General features: G+C 69.6%; 21 protein-coding genes. 10 read left to right on the forward strand and 11 right to left on the reverse strand.

The annotated features are described in order from the left end of the window. Positions 1–10 precede the first annotated feature (10 nt). A complete protein-coding gene (locus ACFWF2_RS16375) occupies positions 11–1441 on the forward strand; it encodes an SDR family NAD(P)-dependent oxidoreductase (protein WP_379308257.1) in 1431 nt (476 codons plus the stop codon). A 74-nt stretch (positions 1442–1515) separates the two neighbouring features. Next, positions 1516–1896, forward strand: a complete 381-nt coding sequence (locus tag ACFWF2_RS16380; protein ID WP_379308258.1) for a DUF2784 domain-containing protein — start codon at positions 1516–1518, stop codon at positions 1894–1896. On the opposite strand, the gene ACFWF2_RS16385 is transcribed toward ACFWF2_RS16380, so the two are convergent. Next, the gene (locus ACFWF2_RS16385) at positions 1877–2629 is read right to left on the reverse strand and encodes a thioesterase II family protein (protein WP_379308259.1); all 753 of its coding nucleotides are present in this window, start codon (positions 2627–2629) and stop codon (positions 1877–1879) included. The two genes, ACFWF2_RS16380 and ACFWF2_RS16385, sit on opposite strands and share 20 nt — an antisense overlap. 16 nt (positions 2630–2645) lie before the next feature. Here ACFWF2_RS16385 and ACFWF2_RS16390 point away from each other — a divergent pair, with 16 nt between their 5' ends. Further along, a complete protein-coding gene (locus ACFWF2_RS16390) occupies positions 2646–4043 on the forward strand; it encodes a CoA transferase (protein WP_379308260.1) in 1398 nt (465 codons plus the stop codon). A gap of 33 nt (positions 4044–4076) precedes the next feature. Here the strand turns inward: ACFWF2_RS16390 and ACFWF2_RS16395 are convergent, their stop codons facing one another. Further along, the gene (locus tag ACFWF2_RS16395; RefSeq protein ID WP_379308261.1) at positions 4077–4646 is read right to left on the reverse strand and encodes a TetR/AcrR family transcriptional regulator; all 570 of its coding nucleotides are present in this window, start codon (positions 4644–4646) and stop codon (positions 4077–4079) included. A 103-nt stretch (positions 4647–4749) separates the two neighbouring features. On the opposite strand from ACFWF2_RS16395, the gene ACFWF2_RS16400 reads away from it, so the two are divergent. From ACFWF2_RS16400 to ACFWF2_RS16410, 3 genes are read left to right on the forward strand one after another with little or no spacing between them, the layout of a single operon-like run. Continuing rightward, entirely contained in the window at positions 4750–5964 is a 1215-nt protein-coding gene (locus ACFWF2_RS16400) for an FAD-dependent monooxygenase (RefSeq protein ID WP_379308262.1), read from the forward strand. 58 nt (positions 5965–6022) lie between these two features. Next, on the forward strand, positions 6023–7066 hold the full coding sequence (locus ACFWF2_RS16405) for a nucleoside hydrolase (RefSeq protein ID WP_379308263.1): 1044 nt from the start codon (positions 6023–6025) through the stop codon (positions 7064–7066). After that, a complete protein-coding gene (locus ACFWF2_RS16410; protein WP_379308264.1) occupies positions 7063–7944 on the forward strand; it encodes an amidohydrolase family protein in 882 nt (293 codons plus the stop codon). The genes ACFWF2_RS16405 and ACFWF2_RS16410 overlap by 4 nt, the downstream gene beginning before the upstream one ends. Here ACFWF2_RS16410 and ACFWF2_RS16415 read toward each other — a convergent pair whose 3' ends face one another. The 4 genes from ACFWF2_RS16415 to ACFWF2_RS16430 form a co-directional block, all read right to left on the reverse strand. Next, the gene (locus ACFWF2_RS16415) at positions 7945–8991 is read right to left on the reverse strand and encodes an alpha/beta hydrolase (protein WP_379308265.1); all 1047 of its coding nucleotides are present in this window, start codon (positions 8989–8991) and stop codon (positions 7945–7947) included. Positions 8992–9113: 122 nt separating this feature from the next. After that, the gene (locus ACFWF2_RS16420; protein WP_379308266.1) at positions 9114–9743 is read right to left on the reverse strand and encodes an NAD(P)-dependent oxidoreductase; all 630 of its coding nucleotides are present in this window, start codon (positions 9741–9743) and stop codon (positions 9114–9116) included. Positions 9744–9838: 95 nt separating this feature from the next. After that, a complete protein-coding gene (locus ACFWF2_RS16425) occupies positions 9839–10477 on the reverse strand; it encodes a response regulator (protein ID WP_379308267.1) in 639 nt (212 codons plus the stop codon). Then, on the reverse strand, positions 10474–11619 hold the full coding sequence (locus ACFWF2_RS16430) for a sensor histidine kinase (protein WP_379308268.1): 1146 nt from the start codon (positions 11617–11619) through the stop codon (positions 10474–10476). The genes ACFWF2_RS16425 and ACFWF2_RS16430 overlap by 4 nt, the downstream gene beginning before the upstream one ends. A 158-nt stretch (positions 11620–11777) precedes the next feature. On the opposite strand from ACFWF2_RS16430, the gene ACFWF2_RS16435 reads away from it, so the two are divergent. Beyond that, positions 11778–13262: a multicopper oxidase family protein gene (locus ACFWF2_RS16435; protein WP_379308269.1), complete on the forward strand. Its 1485-nt coding sequence runs from the start codon at positions 11778–11780 to the stop codon at positions 13260–13262. 6 nt (positions 13263–13268) lie between these two features. On the opposite strand, the gene ACFWF2_RS16440 is transcribed toward ACFWF2_RS16435, so the two are convergent. Genes ACFWF2_RS16440 through ACFWF2_RS16460 form a run of 5 tightly spaced genes read right to left on the reverse strand, consistent with a single transcriptional unit; the run spans position 13269 to position 19389 of the window. Next, positions 13269–13742, reverse strand: coding sequence for an SRPBCC domain-containing protein (locus ACFWF2_RS16440; RefSeq protein ID WP_379308270.1), 474 nt, complete (start codon positions 13740–13742; stop codon positions 13269–13271). Beyond that, positions 13739–14104: an ArsR/SmtB family transcription factor gene (locus ACFWF2_RS16445; RefSeq protein ID WP_379308271.1), complete on the reverse strand. Its 366-nt coding sequence runs from the start codon at positions 14102–14104 to the stop codon at positions 13739–13741. The genes ACFWF2_RS16440 and ACFWF2_RS16445 overlap by 4 nt, the downstream gene beginning before the upstream one ends. Before the next feature lie 58 nt (positions 14105–14162). Next, positions 14163–15257 carry a methylmalonyl Co-A mutase-associated GTPase MeaB gene (gene meaB, locus ACFWF2_RS16450; RefSeq protein ID WP_379308272.1) on the reverse strand — a complete coding sequence of 365 codons (1095 nt, stop codon included), beginning with the start codon at positions 15255–15257 and terminating at the stop codon, positions 14163–14165. Beyond that, entirely contained in the window at positions 15254–17518 is a 2265-nt protein-coding gene (gene scpA / locus ACFWF2_RS16455; protein ID WP_379308273.1) for a methylmalonyl-CoA mutase, read from the reverse strand. Before scpA ends, meaB begins: the two co-directional genes overlap by 4 nt. Next, positions 17518–19389: a methylmalonyl-CoA mutase family protein gene (locus tag ACFWF2_RS16460; protein WP_379308274.1), complete on the reverse strand. Its 1872-nt coding sequence runs from the start codon at positions 19387–19389 to the stop codon at positions 17518–17520. Before ACFWF2_RS16460 ends, scpA begins: the two co-directional genes overlap by 1 nt. A 177-nt stretch (positions 19390–19566) precedes the next feature. Here ACFWF2_RS16460 and ACFWF2_RS16465 point away from each other — a divergent pair, with 177 nt between their 5' ends. The 3 genes from ACFWF2_RS16465 (at position 19567) to ACFWF2_RS16475 (ending at position 22982) form a co-directional block, all read left to right on the forward strand. After that, entirely contained in the window at positions 19567–20256 is a 690-nt protein-coding gene (locus ACFWF2_RS16465) for a TVP38/TMEM64 family protein (protein ID WP_379308275.1), read from the forward strand. A 50-nt stretch (positions 20257–20306) separates the two neighbouring features. Beyond that, positions 20307–21251, forward strand: a complete 945-nt coding sequence (locus ACFWF2_RS16470) for a hypothetical protein (protein WP_379308276.1) — start codon at positions 20307–20309, stop codon at positions 21249–21251. A 303-nt stretch (positions 21252–21554) separates the two neighbouring features. Next, on the forward strand, positions 21555–22982 hold the full coding sequence (locus ACFWF2_RS16475) for a condensation domain-containing protein (RefSeq protein WP_379308277.1): 1428 nt from the start codon (positions 21555–21557) through the stop codon (positions 22980–22982).

The following is a 22982-nucleotide window of genomic DNA, read 5'->3' on the forward strand; positions in this document are numbered from 1 at the left end:
GCACTCCCCGATGACCGAGAACATGATCGATCCGGACGAGTTGGCGACCTGTCTGCGGGTATTGGAACGAGCCGGGCAGCTGGAGAAGGAACACCCCGATTCGATCGCGGTGCAGCGCGCCGTCGGGCACATGTTCAAAAAGCTCAAGCAGCGCCGACGCATCGAGGCAAGGGAGCAGGTCGCCACCGCCGACCGCGCGGTCATCGCGGCAACGGCCACCGGCTCGCCCCAGCGCATCGACGACGAGACCGCGGGCATCCCGATCAGCTCGGCCACCACCGGAGCGAGCGCCGGCACGTTGCTGCGTGCGCGTCCCTGCTACATCTGCAAGCAGCGCTACATCCAGGTCGACGCGTTCTACCACCAGCTGTGCCCCGAGTGCGCGGCCGCGAGCCACGCCAAGCGCGACGCCCGCACCGACCTGACCGGCAAGCGTGCCCTGCTCACCGGTGGCCGCGCCAAGATCGGCATGTACATCGCGCTGCGGCTGCTGCGCGACGGCGCGCACACTACGATCACCACCCGCTTCCCCAACGACGCGATCCGCCGCTTCGCCGCGATGGAGGACAGCGCCGACTGGCTGCACCGGCTGCGCATCGTCGGCATCGATCTGCGTGATCCGGCGCAGGTCGTCGCATTGGCCGAGGACGTCGCCGCGCAAGGCCCGCTCGACATCCTGATCAACAACGCCGCCCAGACCGTGCGCCGCTCGGCAGGCGCCTACAGCGCCCTGGTCGACGCCGAGACCGCGCCGCTGCCCGCCGGCGTGCTGCCGGAGATGGTCACCTTCGGCAAGACGATGCAGGCCCACCCGACCGCGCTGACCGCCTCGCTGACGCCGTCGCTGTCCGCCGCCGATGTCGCCGAGCTGGCGCTGGTCGCGGGCTCGGCCACCCCGGAGCGGATCGCGGCGGGCGTGGCGATCGACGCGGGCGGCCTCGTCCCGGATCTCGCGCACACCAACAGCTGGGTGCAGACCGTCGCCGAGGTGGACGCCACCGAGCTGCTGGAAGTGCAGCTGTGCAATTCGGTCGCGCCGTTCATCCTGGTGTCGCGGTTGCGTCCGGCGATGGCCGCCGCGGCGGGCCGCCGCAAGTACGTGGTGAATGTCTCGGCGATGGAAGGCCAGTTCAGCCGCGGCTACAAGGGGCCGGGCCACCCGCACACGAACATGGCCAAGGCCGCGCTGAACATGCTGACCCGCACCAGCGCGCTGGAGATGTTCGAGGCCGACTCGATTCTGATGACCGCGGTCGACACCGGCTGGATCACCGACGAGCGCCCGCACTACACGAAGGTGCGCCTGGCCGAAGAGGGCTTCCACGCGCCGCTGGACCTGGTCGACGGCGCCGCCCGCGTGTACGACCCGATTGTGCAGGGTGAGAACGGCGTCGACCTGTACGGCTGCTTCCTCAAGGACTACCAGCCCTCCCCCTGGTAGCCGCGACCCAAGCGATGCCGAACCGGAATGTTGATCATGATTCCGGTCGCCGATCGGATACCTATTCTGAATAGGTGCCGTTCCGGGTGTTGGCCGATATCATCGCCGTCACCCACGTCGCGTTCATCGCGTACGTGGTCGCCGGCGGTTTTCTCGCGTGGCGGTGGCCACGCACGATCGGCCTGCATCTGCTGGCCGCGTCGTGGGGGTTCGCCACGATCCTGATCGGCTTCGACTGCCCGCTGACCCATGCCGAGAACTGGGCGCGCAGGCAGGCCGCGGTCGCCGAGCTGCCTGCGAGCGGTTTCATCGACCACTATCTGACCGGGGTGATCTATCCCGACAGCGCGCTGGGATTGATACGGGCATTCGCGGCGGCGGCGGTGCTCGTGTCCTGGATCGGCTATGTGCGCCTGCACCAGCGGCACCGCCGGTTCAGTTCAGGTGCCGTGTGATCTCCCGCGCCACCTCGGCGGGCTGTTCGTCGAGGTAGAAGTGCCCGCCGGGGAACGTGCGGATGCTGAACGGCCCGTCGGTGACGGTGCGCCACTGTTCGGCCTGCGCGAGGGTCGTCGTCGGGTCCTCGGTACTGACCAGTGCGACGACCGGGCAGCTCAGCTGGGTTCCCGGCTGGTGCCGGTAGGTCTCGACGGCCTGGTAGTCGGCGCGCACGGCGGGCAGCACCAGGTCGGCCAGGCCCGGCTCGGTGCGCAGCAACCGCACCGGCGCGGGGTCGGTGGCCAGACGCTCGAGATCGTCGATGAGTGCGGCGTCGGAGCCCTGGTGCAGTCGCCCGTTCTCGACGAATGCCGGTGCGGGACGGCCGGAGACGATGAGCTGATCCACCGGCTGACCCGCCGTGGCGAGCCGCCGTGCGGTCTCGTAGGCCACGGTCGCGCCCATACTGTGCCCGAACAGCGCGCGCGGCCGGCTCGGCTGCCGCAGCAGGTCCGCGGCGATCCGGTCGGCGAGCTGGTGCAGGTCGGTGATCATCGGATCGCCGAGCCGATCCTGGCGGCCCGGGTATTGCACGGCGGCGACGTCGACCCCTGGTCCGATGTGCCGAGCCAGTTCGCGGTAGAAGGCGGCCGAGCCACCGCCCGGCGGCAGGCAGACCAGTTGCCTGCGCGGCGCCTGATCCGGTCGCAGTATCCGAACCCATTCCGTCGCAGCCGTATTCACGCCCACCTCACCCTCCTTCACCATGATCGCCGCGGTTAGGCTGGTCGAGGTGACCACCGCGCAGCAACTCGTGCACGCCTACGAGACCGGGCTCGGACTCGCGGCATCGGCCGGGGCCGACGAGCCGGATCCGGGTGACCGGCTCGCGGCCACGCTACCGGTGTGGGCCTTGGCCGCGGGCTCGGTGGCGGCGGTCGGCACGGCCGCGAACCGGATCCGTGCAGCGCATGGCCTGCCGAGCAGGCCCTCTGCCCTCGATCCGGCCCGGATCGGCGCGGCGTTCTCCAGCGAGCGGCTGTTTCGCCGCGGCGGCAGCGCGCCGTCGATCTTCGCCGAGTTGTCCGGCTTCTTCCGCACCGCCGACGGGTGGGTGCGCACCCATGCCAACTATCCGCACCATCGCGACCGCCTGATCCATGCCCTCGGCCTGCCCCCGTCGGCCGAGGCCGCGCAATTCGCCGCCCGGTTGGCCGCCGTGCCCGCGGCCGAGGTCGAGGAGGTGGCGGCCGCCGCGGGTGCGATCGCCGTGCGTATCCGCACCGAGGCCGAATGGGCAGGCAGTCCCATGGGCCGGGCGGCCGCAGCGGGTCCGCTGGTCACAGTCGATCGGCGCGCCAACGCCGTCGCACTGCCGAATACAGCGCATTCCAACCCGTCTACGTGGCGCCCCACCGCCGAACACCCGTTGCGTGGCGCCCGAGTTCTCGACCTGACCAGGGTCCTGGCCGGGCCCGTCACGACCCGCACCCTCGCGCTGTTGGGTGCCGATGTGCTCCGCGTCGATCCGCCACAGCTGCCCGAAATCGACTGGCAATTCGCCGACACCTGCCAAGGCAAACGGTCGACCCTGCTCAATCTGCGCACCGACCTCGCGACATTCGAGGACCTCCTGTCCGCCGCCGACGTGTTGGTGACGGGCTACCGGCCCGGTGCGCTCGCCGCGGCAGGCGTGCGGGTGACGCGCCCCGATCTCATCGACGCGTCCGTCTCGGCGTGGGGCACAGCCGGCCCGTGGGCAGGCAGGCGTGGTTTCGACAGCATCGTCCAAGCGGCGTCGGGTATTTCGCTGCTCGAAGGTTCCCCGGATCGCCCGGGTGCGTTGCCCGCACAGGCGCTCGACCACGGCTCCGGGTATCTCCTCGCCGCGGGCATCCTGGACGCACTGCTGGCGCGAGCCGACGACGGAGCAGGTCGCGACGTACGAGTCTCGTTGGCCCGCACCGCTTCCTGGCTCCTGGCGGGCGATCGCGACCCTGGTCACCCTCCCGCGGCGACGCCCGACCAGACAGCGACGGTCACCCACGGCGAACTGGTCACTGCCGCACCGGCATTCGCCGGGTACGACGACTTCCGCTGGCCCGCACCGCCCTACGGGTCCGCGCAGCCGTTCTGGATAGAGCTACCGGACCAGCGCACCTGACCTGTCGCGCAGGTCCTGACCGGGCAGACGGTCTCAGCGCCCCGCGAGCGCGCGCACCGCCACCGCCAGCTGATCACCGTCGGCCACGGCTTCACCCGGATTCAGCAACCACAGCACACCCAGGCCCTGCACGAGGACGAAGTACAACCGACCGATCGCGTCGGCCTGCGCCTCGTCGAGTTCCGGGTGCGCCGCGCGCAGATTCGCCGCGAGATCGGTATAGGCACGCGACAACTGGTCACCGAGCTGGGCACGTGCCTCGTCGGAGCGCACGATCCGCACGATGTTCTCCAGACTGGCCAGCATCGCCTCGTGGTTGTCGGCGAACACCGCGGGCATTCCGTTCCACAGCCGGGTCAGGCCGGCCAGCGGCGATGTACCTGCGCCCGCGTCGATCAACTCCTCCATCGCGTCACCGATCGCATTGCCGAGCGCCTCGCTCAGCGCCTCGGTGACCAGCCGTTCCTTGGACCCGAAGTGATAGCCGATCGCGGCCAGACTCACCCCCGCGGCCGCGGCGATATCGCGCGCGGTCGCCTTGGCCACACCGCGTTCCAGAATGACCTTGCGCGCCCCCGCCAGTAGGTCTTCTCGATTACCCATGCCGCGAGACTACCCGACCGTCTTAGACATTTGTACTAGACATACGTGCAACCCAAATGTTAGACATATGTCTAAGACATTCGTTCTCCAGACGGGAAACACCATGACCACCACCAGCTCCCTGCACGTTCTGGTCTCCGGCGGCGGTATCGCGGGCAACGCGGTCGCACTTCAGCTGCTGCGCAGCGGCATTCGCACCACGGTCGTCGAGCGGGCGACTGTCCCCCGCCCCGGCGGCCAGGCCGTGGATCTGCGTGGACCGAGCCGGGAAGCGGCCGAGCGGATGGGCCTGATGGAGGGCATCCGCAAGTATCAGCTCGACGAGCGCGGCATGTCCTACATCGACGGCGACGGCCGCGTCTACGCCCGCATGGCGATGGAGGATTTCGACGGCCAAGGCGCGGTCGCCGAAATCGAGATCACCCGTGGCGACCTCAACCAGGTCCTGCTCGACGCGCTGGCGACCGCCGACGACGGCGACCTCGACTACCGCTACGGCGAGTGGATCGAACAGATCGAGCAGGACGACACCGGCGTCGCGGTCACCTTCGCCTCGGGCCGCACCGAACGTTTCGACCTGGTGATCGGTGCCGACGGCGTGCACTCGGCGACACGCAGGCTCGTCTTCGGCCCGGAGGAGCAGTTCAGCACCAATCTCGGCGGTTACGGCGCGTTCTTCACGATGCCGACCCCGCCCAACGTGGAGCCCGGCTGGTTCGGCATGCGCCTGGTACCCGGCGCCATGCTCGGTATCCGCCCCGACGGCGACCCGGCGACCGCCAAGGCGATCATCACCATCCGCACCGACGCCGACCCCGCGCTGCGTCGCGACCCCGACGCCCAGCGTGCCCTGATCCGCCGGGCCATCGGCGAGGCCGGGTGGCACGCGCCCGCGGTTCTCGCCGCCATGGAGACCACCGCCGACTTCTACTTCGACGAGCTCGCCCGCGTCGACGTGCCCGACCTGGCCGTCGGCCGTGTCACGCTGGTCGGCGACGCGGGCTACTGCGGCTCCCCCATGACCGGCATGGGCACCGCGATGGCTGTGGTCGGCGCCTACGTGCTCGCGGCCGAGATCGCCGCCACGCCGGCGGACCCGCACGGTGCCCTGCGGCGCTATCAGGACGCGATCACGCCGTTCCTGGCCAAGGCCAAGGAGATTCCCGGCGGCGGTATCGCGATGATGCTTCCGCGCACCAAGCTGATGACCAGCCTGTCGAAGGTGAATGTGCGGATGATGATGTCGCGTCCGATGCGGCCGATCACGAAGAAGATCTTCTTCGGCCACACCGAGGAGTTCACCCTGCCGACCTACTGATCGCCCGGCCCGGACCTCCCGCGGGATCCGGGCCTACCGCCGCGGCTACGCTCGACCTGTGGCACAGCAGATCATCCTCGATGTCGATACCGGAATCGACGATTCGCTGGCGTTGCTGTATCTGCTGGCGTCACCGGAGGCGCGGATCATCGGGATCGCCGCGACCGCGGGCAATGTGCCGACCGCGCAGGTGGCCGCGAGCACCCTCGCCCTGCTCGATCTTGCCGACGCCGACGAGATCGAGGTGGCCGCGGGCGCGGACGGACCGCTGGCCGTGCCACTGCGCACCACCGAGGACACGCACGGCCCGCAGGGCCTCGGTTATGCCGAGCTGCCCGTCTCGACACGTCCGCTGTCGGACCGGTCGGCGGCGCAGATGTGGGTGGACCTGGCTCGCGCGAACCCCGGCTCGGCGATCGGCCTGTGCACCGGCCCGCTGACCAATCTCGCGCTGGCCCTGCGCATCGAACCCGAACTGCCCCGGCTGCTGCGACGCCTGGTGATCATGGGCGGCGCGTTCAACCATCCGGGCAACACCACGCCGACCAACGAGTGGAACATCCACGTCGACCCCGAGGCGGCCAAGGAGGTCTTCGACGCGTTCTCGGCGGCGGCGCCGGATCGCAGGCCGCTGGTGTGCGCGCTCGACATCACCGAGTCCATCGAGATGCGGCCCGAGCACCTGGTCCAGCTGGCCGAGGCCGCGCACAGCACGCCGATCGAACGGGTCGCCGCGGGCGATGCCCCCGAATGGCGTTCGGCGGCAAGCAATCCGATCATCCGGTATCTCGTCGACGCGGTGCGGTTCTACTTCGACTTCCACCATCTGTACGACCTGGGCTACCTCGCGCACATGCATGATCCGTTCGCGGCGGCGGTCGCGCTGGACCCGGCTCTGGTGCTGACCCGCCCCGCCACCGTCGACGTCGAACTGGCGGGCACCATCACCCGGGCCACCACCGTCGCCGACTGGGCGGGCATGTGGGGCAGGGAACCCAACGCCGACATCGTGATCGGCACCGACCCCGCCGTCTTCTTCGAACGTCTCGTCACCCGCGTCGGCGCCTTCGCCCGTCGCCTGTACCCGGAGCCGCCCTCGTGACCGTCGATACCGCCGCCTATCTCGCCGACTTCCGCCGCCGCCTCGAGCTGCCCGCGATCGTCGACGTGCACACCCACTTCATGCCCGACCAGGTCATGCAGAAGGTGTGGGCGTACTTCGACCAGGTCGGCCCGCTGACCGGCCGTCCGTGGCCGATCACCTACCGCGACGACGAACAGGTGCGGCTGAAGACCTTGCGCGACTTCGGCGTCCGCGCGTTCACCTCGCTCGTGTACCCGCACAAGCCGCAGATGGCCGCCTGGCTCAACGAGTGGACCGCCGAGTTCGCCGCCCGCACACCCGACTGCCTGCACACCGCCACGTTCTACCCCGAACCGGAGGCGCCCGGGTACGTCCGCGCCGCGATCGAAGGCGGCGCGCGAGTTTTCAAGGTGCACATCCAGGTCGGCGCGTTCTCACCGCTGGACCCACTGCTCGACCCCGTGTGGGCGATCCTCGCCGAGACCGGTGTGCCCGTGCTCATCCACTGCGGATCCGGGCCGGCCCCCGGCGAATTCACCGGTCCTGCGCCCATTGCCGAACTGCTGCGCCGCTTTCCGGCGCTGCGGCTGATCATCGCGCACATGGGCACCCCCGAGTACAGCGAGTTCCTCGACCTGGCCGAGCAGTACCCGCGGCTGCACCTCGACACGACGATGGTGTGGACCGACTTCAGCGAAGGCGGGGCGCCGTTCCCGCCCGCCGAGCGGGAACGGCTGCGCCGCTTCGCCGATCGCATTCTGTTCGGCAGCGACTTCCCCAACATCCCCTACCCGTACGCCGAGGCCGTCCAGGCGCTCGAGCGGCTGGACCTCGGGCCGGACTGGCTGCGCAAGGTGTGCCACGACAACGCGGTCGCGCTGTTCGACCTGCGCTGATCAGGCGGGAATCGCCATCCCCTCGGCCAGCAGCGGCCAGGAGTTCTTGAACGCCTTCTGCCAGTAGCCCCACGAATGGGTGCCCTGGGTCGACACGTCGAAGGTGGCGGGAATGTCGAGCTCGGCGAGCCGGTCCTGCAGGTTCTTGGTGCACCAGCCGGTCGCGGCCTCGATCACGCCGCCGACCACGATCTGGTTGGCCAGGCCGACCGGCCCCCACGTGACCAGGTGCGGGTCGCCGAGCGTGTCGTGCTCGCCGGGCAGGCCGTTGCCGTTGGAGATGTAGAGCTTGGTGCCGCGCAAACCCTCGGCATTGACGACGGGATCGTTGGCGACCCACTCCGGGTCCCCGGGCGGGCCGTACATGTTCGACGCGTCGCCGCCACCGGTGCCGACGACGACGTTCACGAACTGTCTGCCCACCGGGTCGCTGATCTGCGCGCAGCCGCTGTAGGCCGCGACCGACTGGAACAGGCCAGGTTTCGCGATCGCGAGCTGCAGCACCGAGGTGACCGTCATGGAATTCGCGGCGATCGCGTTCCGTCCGGTCGTCTCGAACATCGTGTCGACGAGCGCGGGCAGCTCGTCGAGGAAGAAGGTGCGCCACTTGTTCACGCCCAGCCTGGGATCCGGTTCGCGCCAGTCGGTGTAGTAGCTCCACGCACCGCCCACCGGCATGACGACATTGACGTCCTTGGCTGCCAGGAAGTCCACGACATCGGTGTTCTGTTCCCAGGTCGCGGTGTCCTCGCCGCCACCGGCGCCGTTCACCAGATACAGCGACGGCCGCGGCACCGAGGTGTCCACGGGTCGCTGCACCTTCACCCAGACCTCGCGCGCCATGGCCGCCGAGAAGATCCGCACCGTCACCTGGCGCCCGTCGACCGAGGTCACCTCGGCCCGCGACCCGTCGACAGCGACCGCCCGATTCGTCACCACGGCACCGGATTCCGGCGCCTGCGCACCGACGCCGCCCGCGCCGAGCACTGTCGAACCCACGGCGACGAGCACCGCCACCAACGCCGAGACCGCGCCGCGGCACCTCATCGATCGAGCCTCCTACTGAAAACCGACCACTCAGTGCGGTCGGTCCCAGTATCGGCAGAGATCACATCACCGTTACCGGTTCCTTACCGATTCGTCACCAGAAACAATGACACCTGGGCGAATTAGGACGCCGCCACCGTGAAGCGCGCACGTCGGTGAACCGGGCGCTCCGCCTCGTCGAGCAGGGCTACCGCGAAATCCTCCATCGAGATGGTCGACACTCCGTCGACGTCGACCAGCAGTTCGTCGGCGCCGACCCGGTAGCTCCCGCTGCGTTCACCCGGAACCAGCTCGGCGGGCGGACTCAGATAGGTCCAGTCGGCCTCCACATCGGCTCGGCACGCGGCGAGTTGTTCGGCGCAGGCCTGCGCGATCGCGGCGAGTTCGGCGGGGAAGTCCGGGGTTTCGTGCAGCAATGCCCCGGCGCCTGGCACCGCCAGCGTCGCCGCACCGCCCACGACGAGCAGCCGCACACCACTGCGGGCCACACCGTCGAGCATCGCCGCCGCGACCACCGGCAGTTCGGTCTCGCGCCCGGCCGCGGGCCGCGTCGCCGCGATCACGAGATCGTGACCGGCACTCAGCTTTTCGACGTCGTCGGCGGACCCCGCGTCACCGATGCGCACCTGCACGCCGTCCGGCATCTCCACAGCCCGCCGCACCACCGCGGTCACCTCGTGCCCACGCGCCACCGCTTCGGCCACCACCCTGCCGCCGACGGCGCCACCCGCTCCGAACACCGCGATCCGCATGATCAATCCTCCTGTGCGACAACCCGACTCACTGACACGTCGAATATATCTCAATATTGAGTTAGTTAATCATGATGTATCTCACTGTTGAGATATCAGTGGCCGGTGAGCTTGGAGGCGTAGACGGCGAGGCGGACCCGGTTGTCGGTGCCGGTCTTCTCGAGCAGGTTCGCGATGTGGGTCTTGACGGTGCTCACGCCGAGATGGAGGCGGTCGGCGATCTCTTGGTTGCCGTGCCCTTCGCCGACCAGGCGCAGGACGTCGAACTCGCGAGCGGTCAGATCGGGTGCGGGGACCGGGTCGGGAGCCGATCGGGCTTCGATGGCCCGGTTCACCAGGCGGCGCAGGAGGATAGGCGAGAACAGCAGGTCGCCGTCGACTGTGCGGCGGATGGCGTCGAGCAGGACCTCGGGGTCGGTGTCCTTGACGAAATACCCTGCGGCTCCGGCGGCGAGGGCGGGGAACAGGTGATCGTCGTCGTCGAAGGTGGTGAGCACGAGCACCTTCGCGCGCGGCGACAGGGCGAGGATCCGCCGGGTGGCCGCGACGCCGTCGAGGCCGGGCATGCGCAGGTCCATGACGACGAGGTCGGGCGCGAGTTCGGCGAACTGCCGCACCGCCTCCACGCCGTCGGCCGCCTCACCGACGACGGCGAGGTCGGCGGTGTCCTCGATGAGCATCCGCAGGCCTGCCCGCACCAGACGCTGGTCGTCCACCAGCAGCACCGTGATCACGCGTCGGCTCCCCGCACGGCATCGGGCAGCCAGGCCCGCACCACCCAGTGCCCGGCGTCGGCACCGACGGAGAGGCTACCGCCGGCGAGGGCGACCCGTTCGCGCATCCCGACGATGCCGTGTCCCGGCGGCGCCGGGGTGTCGCGGCCGCCGCTGACCACCTCGATGCCGATGCCGCCGTCACGCTTGCCGATCCGGAATCGCACGGGCACACCGCGATCCGCGTGTTTCATGACATTGGTCAGCGATTCCTGGACCAGCCGCAGCAGCGTGAGTCTGCTCATCGCGTCGAGCGTGCCGAGTTCGGTGCCGATGTCGGCCTCGACGGTGAATCCGGCGGCGCGGGCCCGGGTGAGCGCGGCGGTGACCTCGGTGACGACCGCGTCGGCTTCGACCAGCGAGACCGTCCCGAGCGCGGGATCACGCAGCGCCGCGAGGAAGCGGCGAATGTCGGCCAGCGCGTCGGCCGCGGTGCCGCGGACATCGTCGAGAACGGCGACGATGCGCGGATCTGCTTCCCGCACAACATGTCCGGCGACCGAGATGCGCAGAATGATCGAGGCCATGTGGTGGGCGACCACATCGTGCAGTTCCCGCGCCATGGCCGCGCGTTCGTCGACGCGGGTTCGCGCTTCGGCCTCGGCCGCGCGCATCCGCAGGTTCTCCGCGAGGTCTCGCTGACCACGGAGGTACAGCCCGAGCAGCAGCGGCAGCCCCACATACGCCACGGCCTCGACGACGGTGGACGCCCGGCCGATGGACGTGTCGTGCAGGCCGACCCGCCCGAGGACGACGGCCGCCGCCCAGCACCCCGTCGCCACCCACACGATGCCGCGCCGATGCGTGCGCGCGACGACATCGACCAGCGCCACCGCACCGAGATAGGGCACCAGGCCCGACACGCCCCAGGCCGGTGTGCGCAGCATCGGCACCGCGAGCGCGGACAGCACGATCGACACCGCCAGCGGCCACCGAGCTCCGGCGAGGAACACCACACCCGCGGTGACGGCGAGCACCCAGTAGTGCGCAGGCACCCGGTACTGCCCCGGGTAGGTGCTGGCCAGCAGCAATACCGGGATCAGCACCAGCGGCAGCCAGCGCAGGAGCCGCCGTGGATCCCGGTGTGCGCTGATGTCGATCACGCACCCACGGTAGGTGACGGAGCACGGCTAGCACGCGATCGGCGCGTCCGCAAGGGCCGCGCGGCCGGATTCGGTCCGGCGGGGTCCGGCCGCTGGGCGGAGTTGCCGAGGTCGCGGCCGGTCGACGCTGGAGGTTCCCGCACAGACAAGGAGCACATGTGGTCTCGCGACGAGGATTCCTCACCGGCCTCGCCCTCGTCCCGGTCGCCTATGCGGCCGGGTGTTCGATCCGGCCCCCGGCGCCGGGTTCGGCAGGGACGGCAACGCGTCCGCTGCCGATTCCGCCGCGGGCACCGTCGACCGTCGGCGCCGACGGTGTCCGGCGGTTCAGCGTGCGCGTGCGGACCGGGAGCACCGAGATGCTGCCGGGCACCCGCACACCGACCTGGGGTTACAGCGGGCCGGTGCTCGGCCCCACCCTCCGGGCCCGGCGAGGCGAGGAGGTCGCGGTCACCGTCGTCAACGATCTCCCGGAGCCGACCTCGGTGCATTGGCACGGGATGCATCTGCCCGCGGCCTTCGACGGCGGACCGCATCAGATGATCGCCCCCGGTGCGGAGTGGACGCCGCGCTGGCGGGTGGATCAGCAGGCCGCGACGCTCTGGTATCACCCACATCCGCACGGCGCGACCGAAAAGCATGTCCAGCGCGGGCTGGCCGGCTTCTTCCTGATCGACGACGATGCCACCGATCGCCTGGAGCTACCGAAAGACTATGGCGTAGACGATATTCCGCTGGTGATCCAGGATCGCCGATTCACCGCCGACGGCGGGCTCGACGAATCCGACGCCACCGATGTCGGCCTGCTGGGCGACACCATCGTGACCAACGGTATCGCGGGCGCCCACTTCACCGTCACGACCGAGCGCGTCCGGCTCCGCATCCTCAACGGGTCGTCGGGCCGCCTCTACAACCTCGCGCTCACCGACGGCAGACAGTTCCAGCTGATCGGCACCGACGGCGGGCTTCTGCCGGAACCCGTTGCCCTGAGCCAGCTCCCGCTCAGTCCGGGTGAGCGGGCCGAGATCGTGGTCACCGTCCGCGCGGGCGAGAGTGTCACGGTACGGTCCCTGCCGATCGGTGACCGCGACGGCATCGATCGGGCCGCCGAGTTCGGCTTCGACGACTCCTTCGACATCCTTGCCCTGCGCGCCGCCGACACCCTGCGGCCATCGGCGGCCCTCCCCGGGGCCCTCGTGCCGATGAGCCCACTCGCCGCGGCGAGCACGGCGCCGACGCGGACCTTCGAGTTGCGGTGGTTCATGATCAACAACCGCCGGATGGACATGAACCGCATCGATATGACGATTTCCGTCGACACCACCGAGGTCTGGTCGGTGCGCAACAAGGACAACTGGCCGCACAACTTCCACGTCCACGATGTCCAGTTCCAGATCCTGGCGATCGACGGAAACCCGCCTCCCCCGGCACTTTCCGGCTGGAAGGACACCGTCTATACCGCGCCGGGCGCCACGTACACCCTGGCCATGCACTTCGCCGACCACACCGACCCGACGTTCCCGTACATGTACCACTGCCATCTGCTGCATCACGAGGACCAGGGCATGATGGGCCAGTTCCTGGTCCTGGCGCCGGGACAGCAGCCGGCGCCGATGGACAGGGGGACGATGGGGCACGGGTGAGCCGCGTCAGGCGACCGATTCCAGGTACTTCGCCAGGGCCGCGACGAGCTCGCGGGTGCCCTCCTCACGCTGGGCGCCGGTGTCGTGGCCGTCGAGGTGCGCGCCGAACTCGACGAGGGTGAGCTTGGTGCCGGTGGCCGTCGGCTCGAATTCCCAGGTGGCGACCGAGGTGGAGATGTGGGCGCCGTTGAGCCACATGTCGTAGGTGTAGACGAGGCGTTCGTTGTCGATGATGTCGGTGTAGGTGGCGACGAAACGGGAGGTCATCGTCTCCTGGAAGGTGCCTTCGTTGATCTCGAGGCCGCCGACGCGGAAGTCGACGGAGACCTCGCCCTGTTCCCAGCCTTCTTCGCCGCCGAACCACTTGCTCTTGACGGTGGGATCGGCGAAGGCCTGGAAGGCGACGGCAGGAGCGACGGGCACCTCGCGCTCGATGGTGAACTGAGCGTGGGCGATGGAGCGGGTAGCGGTGTCGGTCATTGTTGTTCTCCCTCTGTGTTGTTCGCTGATTCGGTGAGTAGTGCCGTGAGCCGGTCCAGCTGCCGTTCGGCCGGTGGCCGGTGCTGGCGCAACCAGTCGATCGCGAGCCCGAAGGCCCCTGGCGCCAGCTGGTAGGTGCGCACGCGCCCGATCTTGGCCGAGCTGACGATCTGGCCTGCCTCGAGCGCCTTCAGGTGCTGCACGATCGTCGGCAGCGCGACCTCGAACGGCGCCGCGAGATCCGACACCGACGCGGGGCCGCGAGCGAGCCGCTCGACGATCGCCCGCCGGGTCGGATCCGCCAGCGCCCGGAAGACGCTGTCCAGTCCTCCGTCCGGCTCACCCGATGAATACTTAGGCACATACCTAAGTATTCACGCCGACAAGAGTTCGCGCAACCCTTGGTTGCGAAAATTCTGGTCAGGCGTCGAAGGCGCCGAGGATTTGTTCGGCGGCGAGGGCCGGAGTGAGCGTGCCGTCCCGGACGGCGGATTCGACTTGGGCGCGAACGGATTTCACGGCCGGGTTGTCGGCGAGGCGGCGCAGGATCTGGTCGTGGACCATGGTCCAGGTCCAGTCGACCTGCTGGCGGCGGCGCTTCTCGGCGAACTCCCCCGTCTCGGTGAGGACGCGGCGATGTTCGAGGACTGTGTCCCAGAACTTGTCCAGGCCCTGGCCTTCCAGACCGCTCATGGTGAGCACGGGTGGGCGCCAGAGGGCGTCGTGCGGGTGGATCAGCCGCAAGGCGCCTTGCAGTTCACGGGCCGCGCTCTTGGCTTCCATCTCGTGCTTGCCGTCGGCCTTGTTGACCGCGACCAGCTCGGCCAGCTCCAGCACGCCCTTCTTGATGCCCTGCAGCTGGTCACCGGTGCGGGCGAGGGTGAGGAAGCAGAAAACGTCGACCATGTTGGCGACGGTGACCTCGGACTGGCCGACGCCGACGGTCTCGACCAGGATCACGTCGTAGCCGGCGGCCTCGAGCAGCACGATGGTCTCGCGGGTCGCTTTGGCGACACCGCCGAGGGTGCCCGCGGTGGGCGAGGGCCGGATGAACGCGTCGGCTTCCAGCGACAACCGGGCCATGCGCGTCTTGTCACCGAGGATCGACCCGCCGGTGCGGGTCGAGGACGGGTCGACGGCCAGGACAGCGACCCGATGCCCCTTGCCGAGCAGGTACATGCCGAGCGCGTCGATGAACGTCGACTTGCCGACGCCGGGGACACCGGTGATCCCGACCCGGTTGGACACCACGGTGCCCGGCTCGGTGCCCAGCCGCAGCAGCAACTGCTGGGCCAGTTCGCGATGGTCGGCGCGGGTGGATTCCACCAGGGTGATCGCGCGGGCCAGGGCCGAGCGCTGTCCGGCTTTCACCTCGTCGGCGAGCGCGTCGACGTCGATGGTGCGGCGGACGCCGGTGACGGTCCGGTCGCCGTTGCGCGGGGCACCGACACCCGCGGTAGTGCCGAGCCGGGGGTGGGCCTGGCCACCCCCGGCCGTGTGTGCGGCGTCGCTCATTCGGCTGTGCCGCCGCCGATCTCGTGGCCCAGGGAGGCGGCCAGCTTCTTCAGCAGGTCGATGGCGGCATCGGCGATCACCGTTCCGGGCGGGAAGATCGCCGCCGCGCCTGCCTCGTAGAGCTCGTCGAAGTCACCGGGCGGGATGACGCCGCCGACGATGACCATGATGTCGGGGCGACCGACATCGGCCAGTGCCTGCCGCAGGGCGGGCACCAGCGTGAGGTGGCCGGCGGCCAGCGAGGAGACACCGACGATGTGCACGTCGTTGTCGGCCGCCTGGCGCGCCACCTCTTCGGGGGTCTGGAACAGCGGGCCCACATCGACGTCCATGCCGAGGTCGGCGAACGCGGTGGCGATCACCTTCTGGCCGCGGTCGTGGCCGTCCTGGCCCATCTTGGCGACCAGGATGCGGGGACGACGGCCCTCGGCTTCGCCGAACTCCTCGACGAGCGCGATGGCCGCGCCGATGTTGGATGCCTTGCCTGCTTCGTCACGGTACACACCGGAGAGCGTACGGATTTCGGCCTGATGGCGGCCGTAGACCTTCTCCAGTGCGTCGGAGATCTCACCGACGGTGGCCTTGGCCCGGGCGGCGTCGATGGCCAGCGCCAGCAGGTTGTTCTCCATCCCGCCTTCGGTGGCGGCGGCAGCGCGGGTCAGGTTGGCCAGCGCGGCCTCGACGGCGGCCGAATCGCGTTCGGCGCGAAGGCGTTCCAGCTTCTCGATCTGCTCGGCGCGCACGCGCGAGTTCTCGACCTTGAGGACCTCGACCTCGTGGTCCTCTTCGACCTGGTACTTGTTGACGCCGATCACCGGCTGCTGCCCGGTGTCGATGCGCGCCTGGGTGCGGGCGGCGGCCTCTTCGATGCGCAGCTTCGGAATGCCCTCCGAGATCGCCTGTGCCATACCGCCGTGCGCTTCCACCTCGGCGATGTGGGCGCGGGCGCGCTCGGCCAGCTGGTGGGTGAGCCACTCGACGTAGTACGAGCCGCCCCACGGGTCGATCGGGCGCGTGGTGTTGGACTCCTGCTGGATCAGCAGCTGGGTGTTGCGGGCGATGCGGGCGGAGAAGTCCGTCGGCAGCGCCAGTGCCTCGTCGAGGGCGTTGGTGTGCAGCGACTGGGTGTGACCCTGGGTCGCGGCCATCGCCTCGATACAGGTGCGCGCCACATTGTTGTAGGCGTCCTGCGCGGTGAGCGACCAGCCGGAGGTCTGCGAATGAGTGCGCAGCGACAGCGATTTGGCGCTCTTGGGCTCGAACTTGGAGACCAGCTCGCTCCACAGCAGGCGCCCGGCGCGCAGCTTGGCCACCTCCATGAAGAAGTTCATGCCGATCGCCCAGAAGAACGACAGGCGCGGGGCGAACTTGTCGACATCCATGCCCGCCGCGATACCGGCGCGGATGTACTCCACACCGTCGGCCAGGGTGTAGGCCAGCTCCAGATCGGCGGTGGCACCGGCCTCTTGGATGTGGTAGCCCGAGATGGAGATCGAGTTGAACTTCGGCATCTTCGCGCTGGTGAAGGCGAAGATGTCGGAGATGATCCGCATCGAGGGCTTGGGCGGGTAGATGTAGGTGTTGCGGACCATGAACTCTTTCAGAATGTCGTTCTGAATGGTTCCGGCCAGCTGCTCGGGCGTGACGCCCTGCTCCTCGGCGGCGACGACGTAGAGCGCCAGGATCGGCAGCACCGCGCCGTTCATGGTCATCGACACCGACACCTGATCCAGGGGGATCTGGTCGAAGAGCTGGCGCATGTCCAGGATCGAGTCGATCGCGACGCCTGCCATGCCGACGTCACCCTGCACGCGCGGGTGATCGGAGTCGTAGCCACGGTGGGTGGCGAGGTCGAAGGCGACCGAGAGGCCCTTCTGACCGGCCTGCAGGTTGCGGCGGTAGAAGGCGTTGGAGTCGGCGGCGGTGGAGAAACCCGCGTACTGGCGGATGGTCCACGGCTGGTTGACGTACATGGTCGGGTAGGGACCACGCAGGAACGGCGCGACACCGGGCACCGTGTCGAGCGGATAGCCCTGCGCGACAACGGCATCCCGGTCGGCCTTGGTGAACACCGGCGGCACGTCGATGCCCTCGGGAGTGGCCCAGGTGAGCTGGTCGGCGGTGGTGTGGTTGGCCGCGGCGGCCTCGGCCACGAACTCCTTCACCTGCGCGTCGTCCACGTCGGCGGCCTCGGCCGCGCGCTCGGTGAGCGGCACCTCGGCGAAACTACCGATCAGGTGCTCGATATCGGATGTGGTCATCAGGCTCCCACCTTCTCCAGCAGCTGCGACAGGACCGCGACCGCGTCGATGCGCAGGGTCAGGTACCCGTCGGGACGCTGTGTACCGCTGTACTGCGCGACCGACTTCTCCGGCCCGGCCAGCAGTACCGTGTCGATGCCCGCGGCGCGCAACGCGTCGACCGCGGCGCCCGCTTCCTCACCGTAGCGCTTGTCCGCACCACACAGAACCGCGATCCGCGCGCCGGATTCGGCAGCGGCGGCGGCGATACCGTCGACGGTCAGCGGGCCGGGGTTGACCGACTCGATGCCACCGGAGGCCAGCACGTTCGCGGTGAAGATGGTGCGCGCGTTGTGTTCGGCGACCTGGCCGAGCGGAACGATCAGCGCCTTCGGCCGGGCGCCGTTGGCGGCCAGGTACGCGTCGGACCGGTTGCGCAGCGATTCGAACGCGGCGCCGTAGCGGGCGACCGAGACATCGGCGCGCGCCTGCTCCGACAGCGGTGTCTCGGCGAGGTTGGGGAACTCGTTGACGCCGGTGACCGCGGTCTTGCGGTGCGCGATGTCGGCGGCGCGGGTGGCGGCCGTCTCGGCGATGCGCTCGGCGACCAGACCGGCGGCGAGCGCGGCGGGGTAACCGCCCGCGGCCTCGATCTCCTGCATGAACTCCCAGGCCTTGGCGGCCAGTTCGTCGGTCAGCGAGTCGACGTACCAGGAGCCGGCGGCCGGGTCCTGGACGTGACCGAGGCGTGATTCCTCGAGCAGCAGCAGCTGGATATTGCGGGCCATGCGCTCCGAGAACGACTGCGACACACCGAGTTCGCCGGTGGGCAGCGCGGAGTCGAAGGGCAGCACGGTGACCGAGTCGGCACCACCGACACCGGCGCCGAAGGCAGCCAGGGTGGTGCGCAGCAGGTTCACCCACGGATCGCGCTGGGTCATCATCGCGGCCGAGGTGACCGCGCGCTGGGGAGCCGCGCCGAAGGCGGGCGCACCACACACGTGGGCCACGCGGGCCCAGAGTCGCCGGGCGGCACGGAATTTCGCGATGGTGGCGAACTGATCGTCGGTGGCCGCGAAGCGGAACTCGAGCTGACCGAACGCGTCGGCGATGTCGACACCCGCGGCGGTCAGCGCGCGCAGGTAGGCCAGGCCCGCGGCGACGGACGCGCCGAGTTCCTGGGCGTCGGCGGCGCCGGCGTTGTGGAAGGCGGTGCCGTCGACCGTGATCGCGCGCACCGTCTCCGGGCGGGCGATCGCGCGGGACGCCAGCGCGACGGCCTGTTCGGTGTCGATGTCGGCGGTGCCGGCGAACGCGCTCGTCAGCGGGGCCGCGCCGAGCCCGACCTGGATCTCGGCGCGGTCGGCGAGCTGGTAGCCGTCGAGCAGCGTGTAGATCTGGTCGGCGGCGGCGGCGACGTCGGCGCCCGCGACCAGGGTCAGCGGGGCCAGTTCGAAGAGCAGGCCGGACAGCGCGGTGGGGATGTCGGCGATCGCGACGCCGTCGGCGCCGACCCCGAGCGAGACGGCACTGACGCCGTTCTCCAGCCAGGACAGGATCGTCTGGTTGGTTGCCGCGGCGTCGGCCGAGCCGGCGAAGGCGGCGACGAACCAGCCGCGCTGCGGGTCGCGGGTGGCACTGCCACCACGGACGAACGGGAAGGCGCCGGGCAGCGGCTGCTCGGGCAGCTCGTCGCGGCGGGTGTAGAGCGGGGCGATGGTGAGCCCGTCATAGGTGGTCTCGTCGAGCAGATGCTCGGGCTCCGCGGGGAGCTCGGATGCCTCGACTCGTCGCGCTTTGGCCAGCACGCCAGCCACGCCCTTGCGCCATGCGGCGTATTCGGGCACCGGATCCGGTGCGAGCCCCGCCCCGGACTCTGAACCAATCGGCATAGCTGCTGTTCCCTCTTCCATTCGACGACCGCACCCCGGTGTACTGCCGATCCGGCAGCATCAACCCAGCAGCGGATACAGCGGCGAACCAGGATGTGTCCGGTTCATCCATGATGCTAACTGTGACACGCTGTCCGAGCACTGGGGCCATCCCCTACCGACCGGTACGCTTGCGCGGTGTCTGGACTGATCAGATCCCCGCGCCTGCTCATGGCCCTGGCCGGGATCGCCGTGCTGTTCGTGGTGGCGATGCTGGTTCCGCTGCCCGGTCCGCAGCAGATCAGGGAGTGGGCGGGCGGCGCGGGGCCGCTGCTGCCGGTGTTGTTCTTCCTCTTCTATGCGCTCGTCGCGGTGGCCCCGGTGCCGCGCACCGTCCTGACGGTGACCAGCGGGGTGTTGTTCGGCCCGGTCCTCGGTTCGGTCATCGCGCTGGGCGCGACCGGCGTCAGTGCGACACTGGCCTTGCTGGGGGTGCGCGCGGTGGGCCGGGCCAGGGTCGCCGACCACCTGAACCACCCCGCGGTCCGGGCGATCGATACCCGGCTGGCCCAGCGCGGCTGGCTGGCGGTCGCCGCCCTGCGGATGATCCCGATGGCACCGTTCTCGATCGTCAACTACTGCTGTGGCCTGTCCTCGGTCCGCACGCTGCCGTATCTGATCGCCACGCTCGCCGGTTCGGCGCCCGGCACGATCTCGACGGTGATCCTCGCCGGTTCCCTGGCGGGTGACACCAACCCGATCGCTGTCACGGTGTCGGCCATCTGCCTGTCGATCGGCCTGCTGGGACTGGTCCTGGACGCGCGGCTACCGCTGGCGCCCGCTCCGGCAGCTACTCCGGACGCGGAACCGGTGAACGTCCGCGGCTGACCGGCGCGCCTGCCGCATCCGGCGCCGTCGCGGCCGGATAATCCCAGGCCATGGCGATGACCGTGGGCCGCAGATCCGCACTCGCACTGCTGGCCGGGCTGCCGCTGCTGGCCACGGGCACGGCGCGCGCGCAGTCCGCCCTCGGGCCCGGCGTCGGGGCCGACCCGGACCGAGCACCGATCCGGTACACGATGACCGCGTTCCGCGCCGACAGCGATACCACCCTCGCCGTCTACGAATCGACGGACGGCACCGACTTCACCGCAGTCAGCGAGCACGCGTTCACGCCGCCGTCGGGCCTGGTCCGCGATCCCAGCATCCTGCTGCACAGCGACGGCATCTACTACCTCACCTACACGATCGCCGGAGACGCCACCGCGATCGGCCTGGCCCACAGCCTCGACCGGATCACCTGGACCGCCCTCGGCAATATCCCGATGCTCGTGCCGGGCAGGCTCGAGGGCGCATGGGCGCCGGAGTGGTATGCCGACGCGGCGGGCCGGGTCGGCATCATCGTCTCGCTCACCGGGGGACGCGGATTCACCCCGCACCTGCTGATCCCCCTCGACGCCGGGCTCACGACCTGGGCGCCGCCGGTCCCCCTGCTCGGACTCGGCCCTGGCAAGCCGGGTTCCCTCGGCTACATCGACACCACGCTGGTGCGTCTGGCGGGCCGGGTGTTCGCGTTCGTCAAGAACGAGGATTCCAAGCTGATCGAACTCGCCGTGGCCGATCGCCCGATCGGGCCCTATACGTTCGTGGCGACCGGCGATTGGGCCGGATGGGGTGGTCCGCGCGAAGGCCAGTCGGTGGTCCGGCTGCCCGACGGTGGGCACCGGATCTACCTCGATGCCTACCTCGATGGTCGCTATTTCTTCAGCGACAGCTATGACGGATTCCGGTCCTGGTCGCCCCCGACAGAGCTGCCAGGACTGTCCGGCGTGGTCCGGCATGGCACCGTTCTCGCCGAGTACGGCGCTCCATCAGCACCATAACCGCAGCTCACAGCACTGCCGGCCACCTTCGCTCAGATTTCTGAACAGAAACCCCCTTACTTCAGGGGCACCGGGTTACGCTGGCGATCCGACACAATTCGAAAGTGAGCTTCTTCACATAGACCAGTTGTGACTAACGCGCATTTCAGAAAACTCTCAGAGTTATAGACTCGGGATAGCCCAGGGTTCGCCAGCTACATCCGGTGCGGGATCCAGAGCAACACCCGGTGACGCGGCCGCGCTCACCGACCTTCCCCGTTCGCGCCGATTTCGGCTTGCATTGCACCCCGAGGTGACCCCCGCATGGAATACACCCACCTGTCCGAATTCCGGATTCGCTCCGGCGCACTGTCCATCTGGACGCCCGAACTCGCCTCTCCCGGTTCCTGGTACGACGACGAGCGCCCGCTCGCCAGCGTCCACTCCCAGTACCTCGGCTTCCTCGATCCCGAGGATCCCAGCCCGGGGCGCGGGCGCTGGATCGGCACCATCTTCGAGATGGACGCCCCGCTCGACGCGCAGGTGTGGGCCACGACGCTGGAGCTGTGGCACGACCGCCACGAGGGATTCCGGACCACCGTCGCCCCCACCGGTGACGGCGACTACCACCGGGTGACCACCGCCCCCGGCACCGTGCGGGTCACCGGCGTTCCGGTCGCCGATCTCACCGACGGCGACCAGATCAACGACTTCCTCTGCGGCACACTGGAACTGCGTCTTTCCCCGCTGGTGTGGCCGCACCTGCTGGTGGCCACCGTCGCGCATGACACCGACGACTTCACCGTCCTGGTCGCCGCCGACCACTCGGTGCTCGACGCCTACTCGCAGGCCGTGCTCATCCTCGAGCTGCGCACCCTCTACACCGCCGTGCGCACCGGCGGCGAGATCCGCGATTCGGCCACCTTCGGCAGCGCCGCCGACTACGCCGCCGTCGAGCGCGCCGCGGCCGAAGAACTCACCCCCGACTCCCCCGCCGTGGCGGTGTGGCGCGATTTCGTCGGTGAGCCCGGATCGCCCATGCCTCGTTTCGCCGAGGGCATGGTCGCCGCGCTCGACGGTGAGCACGCCCAGCCCAGTGTCTCGCGCACGCTGCTGACCCTCGAGCAGCTCGAAGAGGTGGAGGCGTCGCTCGGCCGGATCAAGCACCGGCTCTCGGTCACCGTCTTCGCCGCGCTCGCCGCCGCGTCCCGGGAAGTGTTCGGCGACGACCGTTTCCGCACGATCATGCCGATCGCGACCCGGCCGGATCTGAGCTGGCTCGAGTCGATGGGCTGGTTCGTCAATGTCGTCCCGGTCGACATCGCCTTGCCCGCGGGCGCCGACATGTCGGTCGCGCTGGATGTCACCCGGGCCGCGCTCAAGCGCGCCCATGTCTGCAACGACGCCTCGTGGGGCCGGTCCCTGGCGATGGCGGGCGCGCTCGAAGGCCCGACCTTCGGCGCCTCCTTCCTCGACATCCGCATGCTCCCGGACTACGAACTGGTCGCCGACCTGCGCGGACGCACCCTGCGCGCCGTCTCGTACTCCACCGACGAGGTGTACTTCTGGGTCGTGCGCGGCCCCGAGGGTCTCTACGTCTCCACCCGCTACCCCGCCGGTCTGCCCGCCGAGGTGATGGACCGTTTCCTCACCGAATTCGCCAGGGCCATCTACGCGGTCACCACCCTCGCCGCGCCCGCCGCGGCCGCACCGGTCGCCGACGCCGCGTCGGCAGCGCTGAGCGCGGGCTGA

Source organism: Nocardia sp. NPDC060259, assembly GCF_042728775.1.
Taxonomy (GTDB): domain Bacteria; phylum Actinomycetota; class Actinomycetes; order Mycobacteriales; family Mycobacteriaceae; genus Nocardia.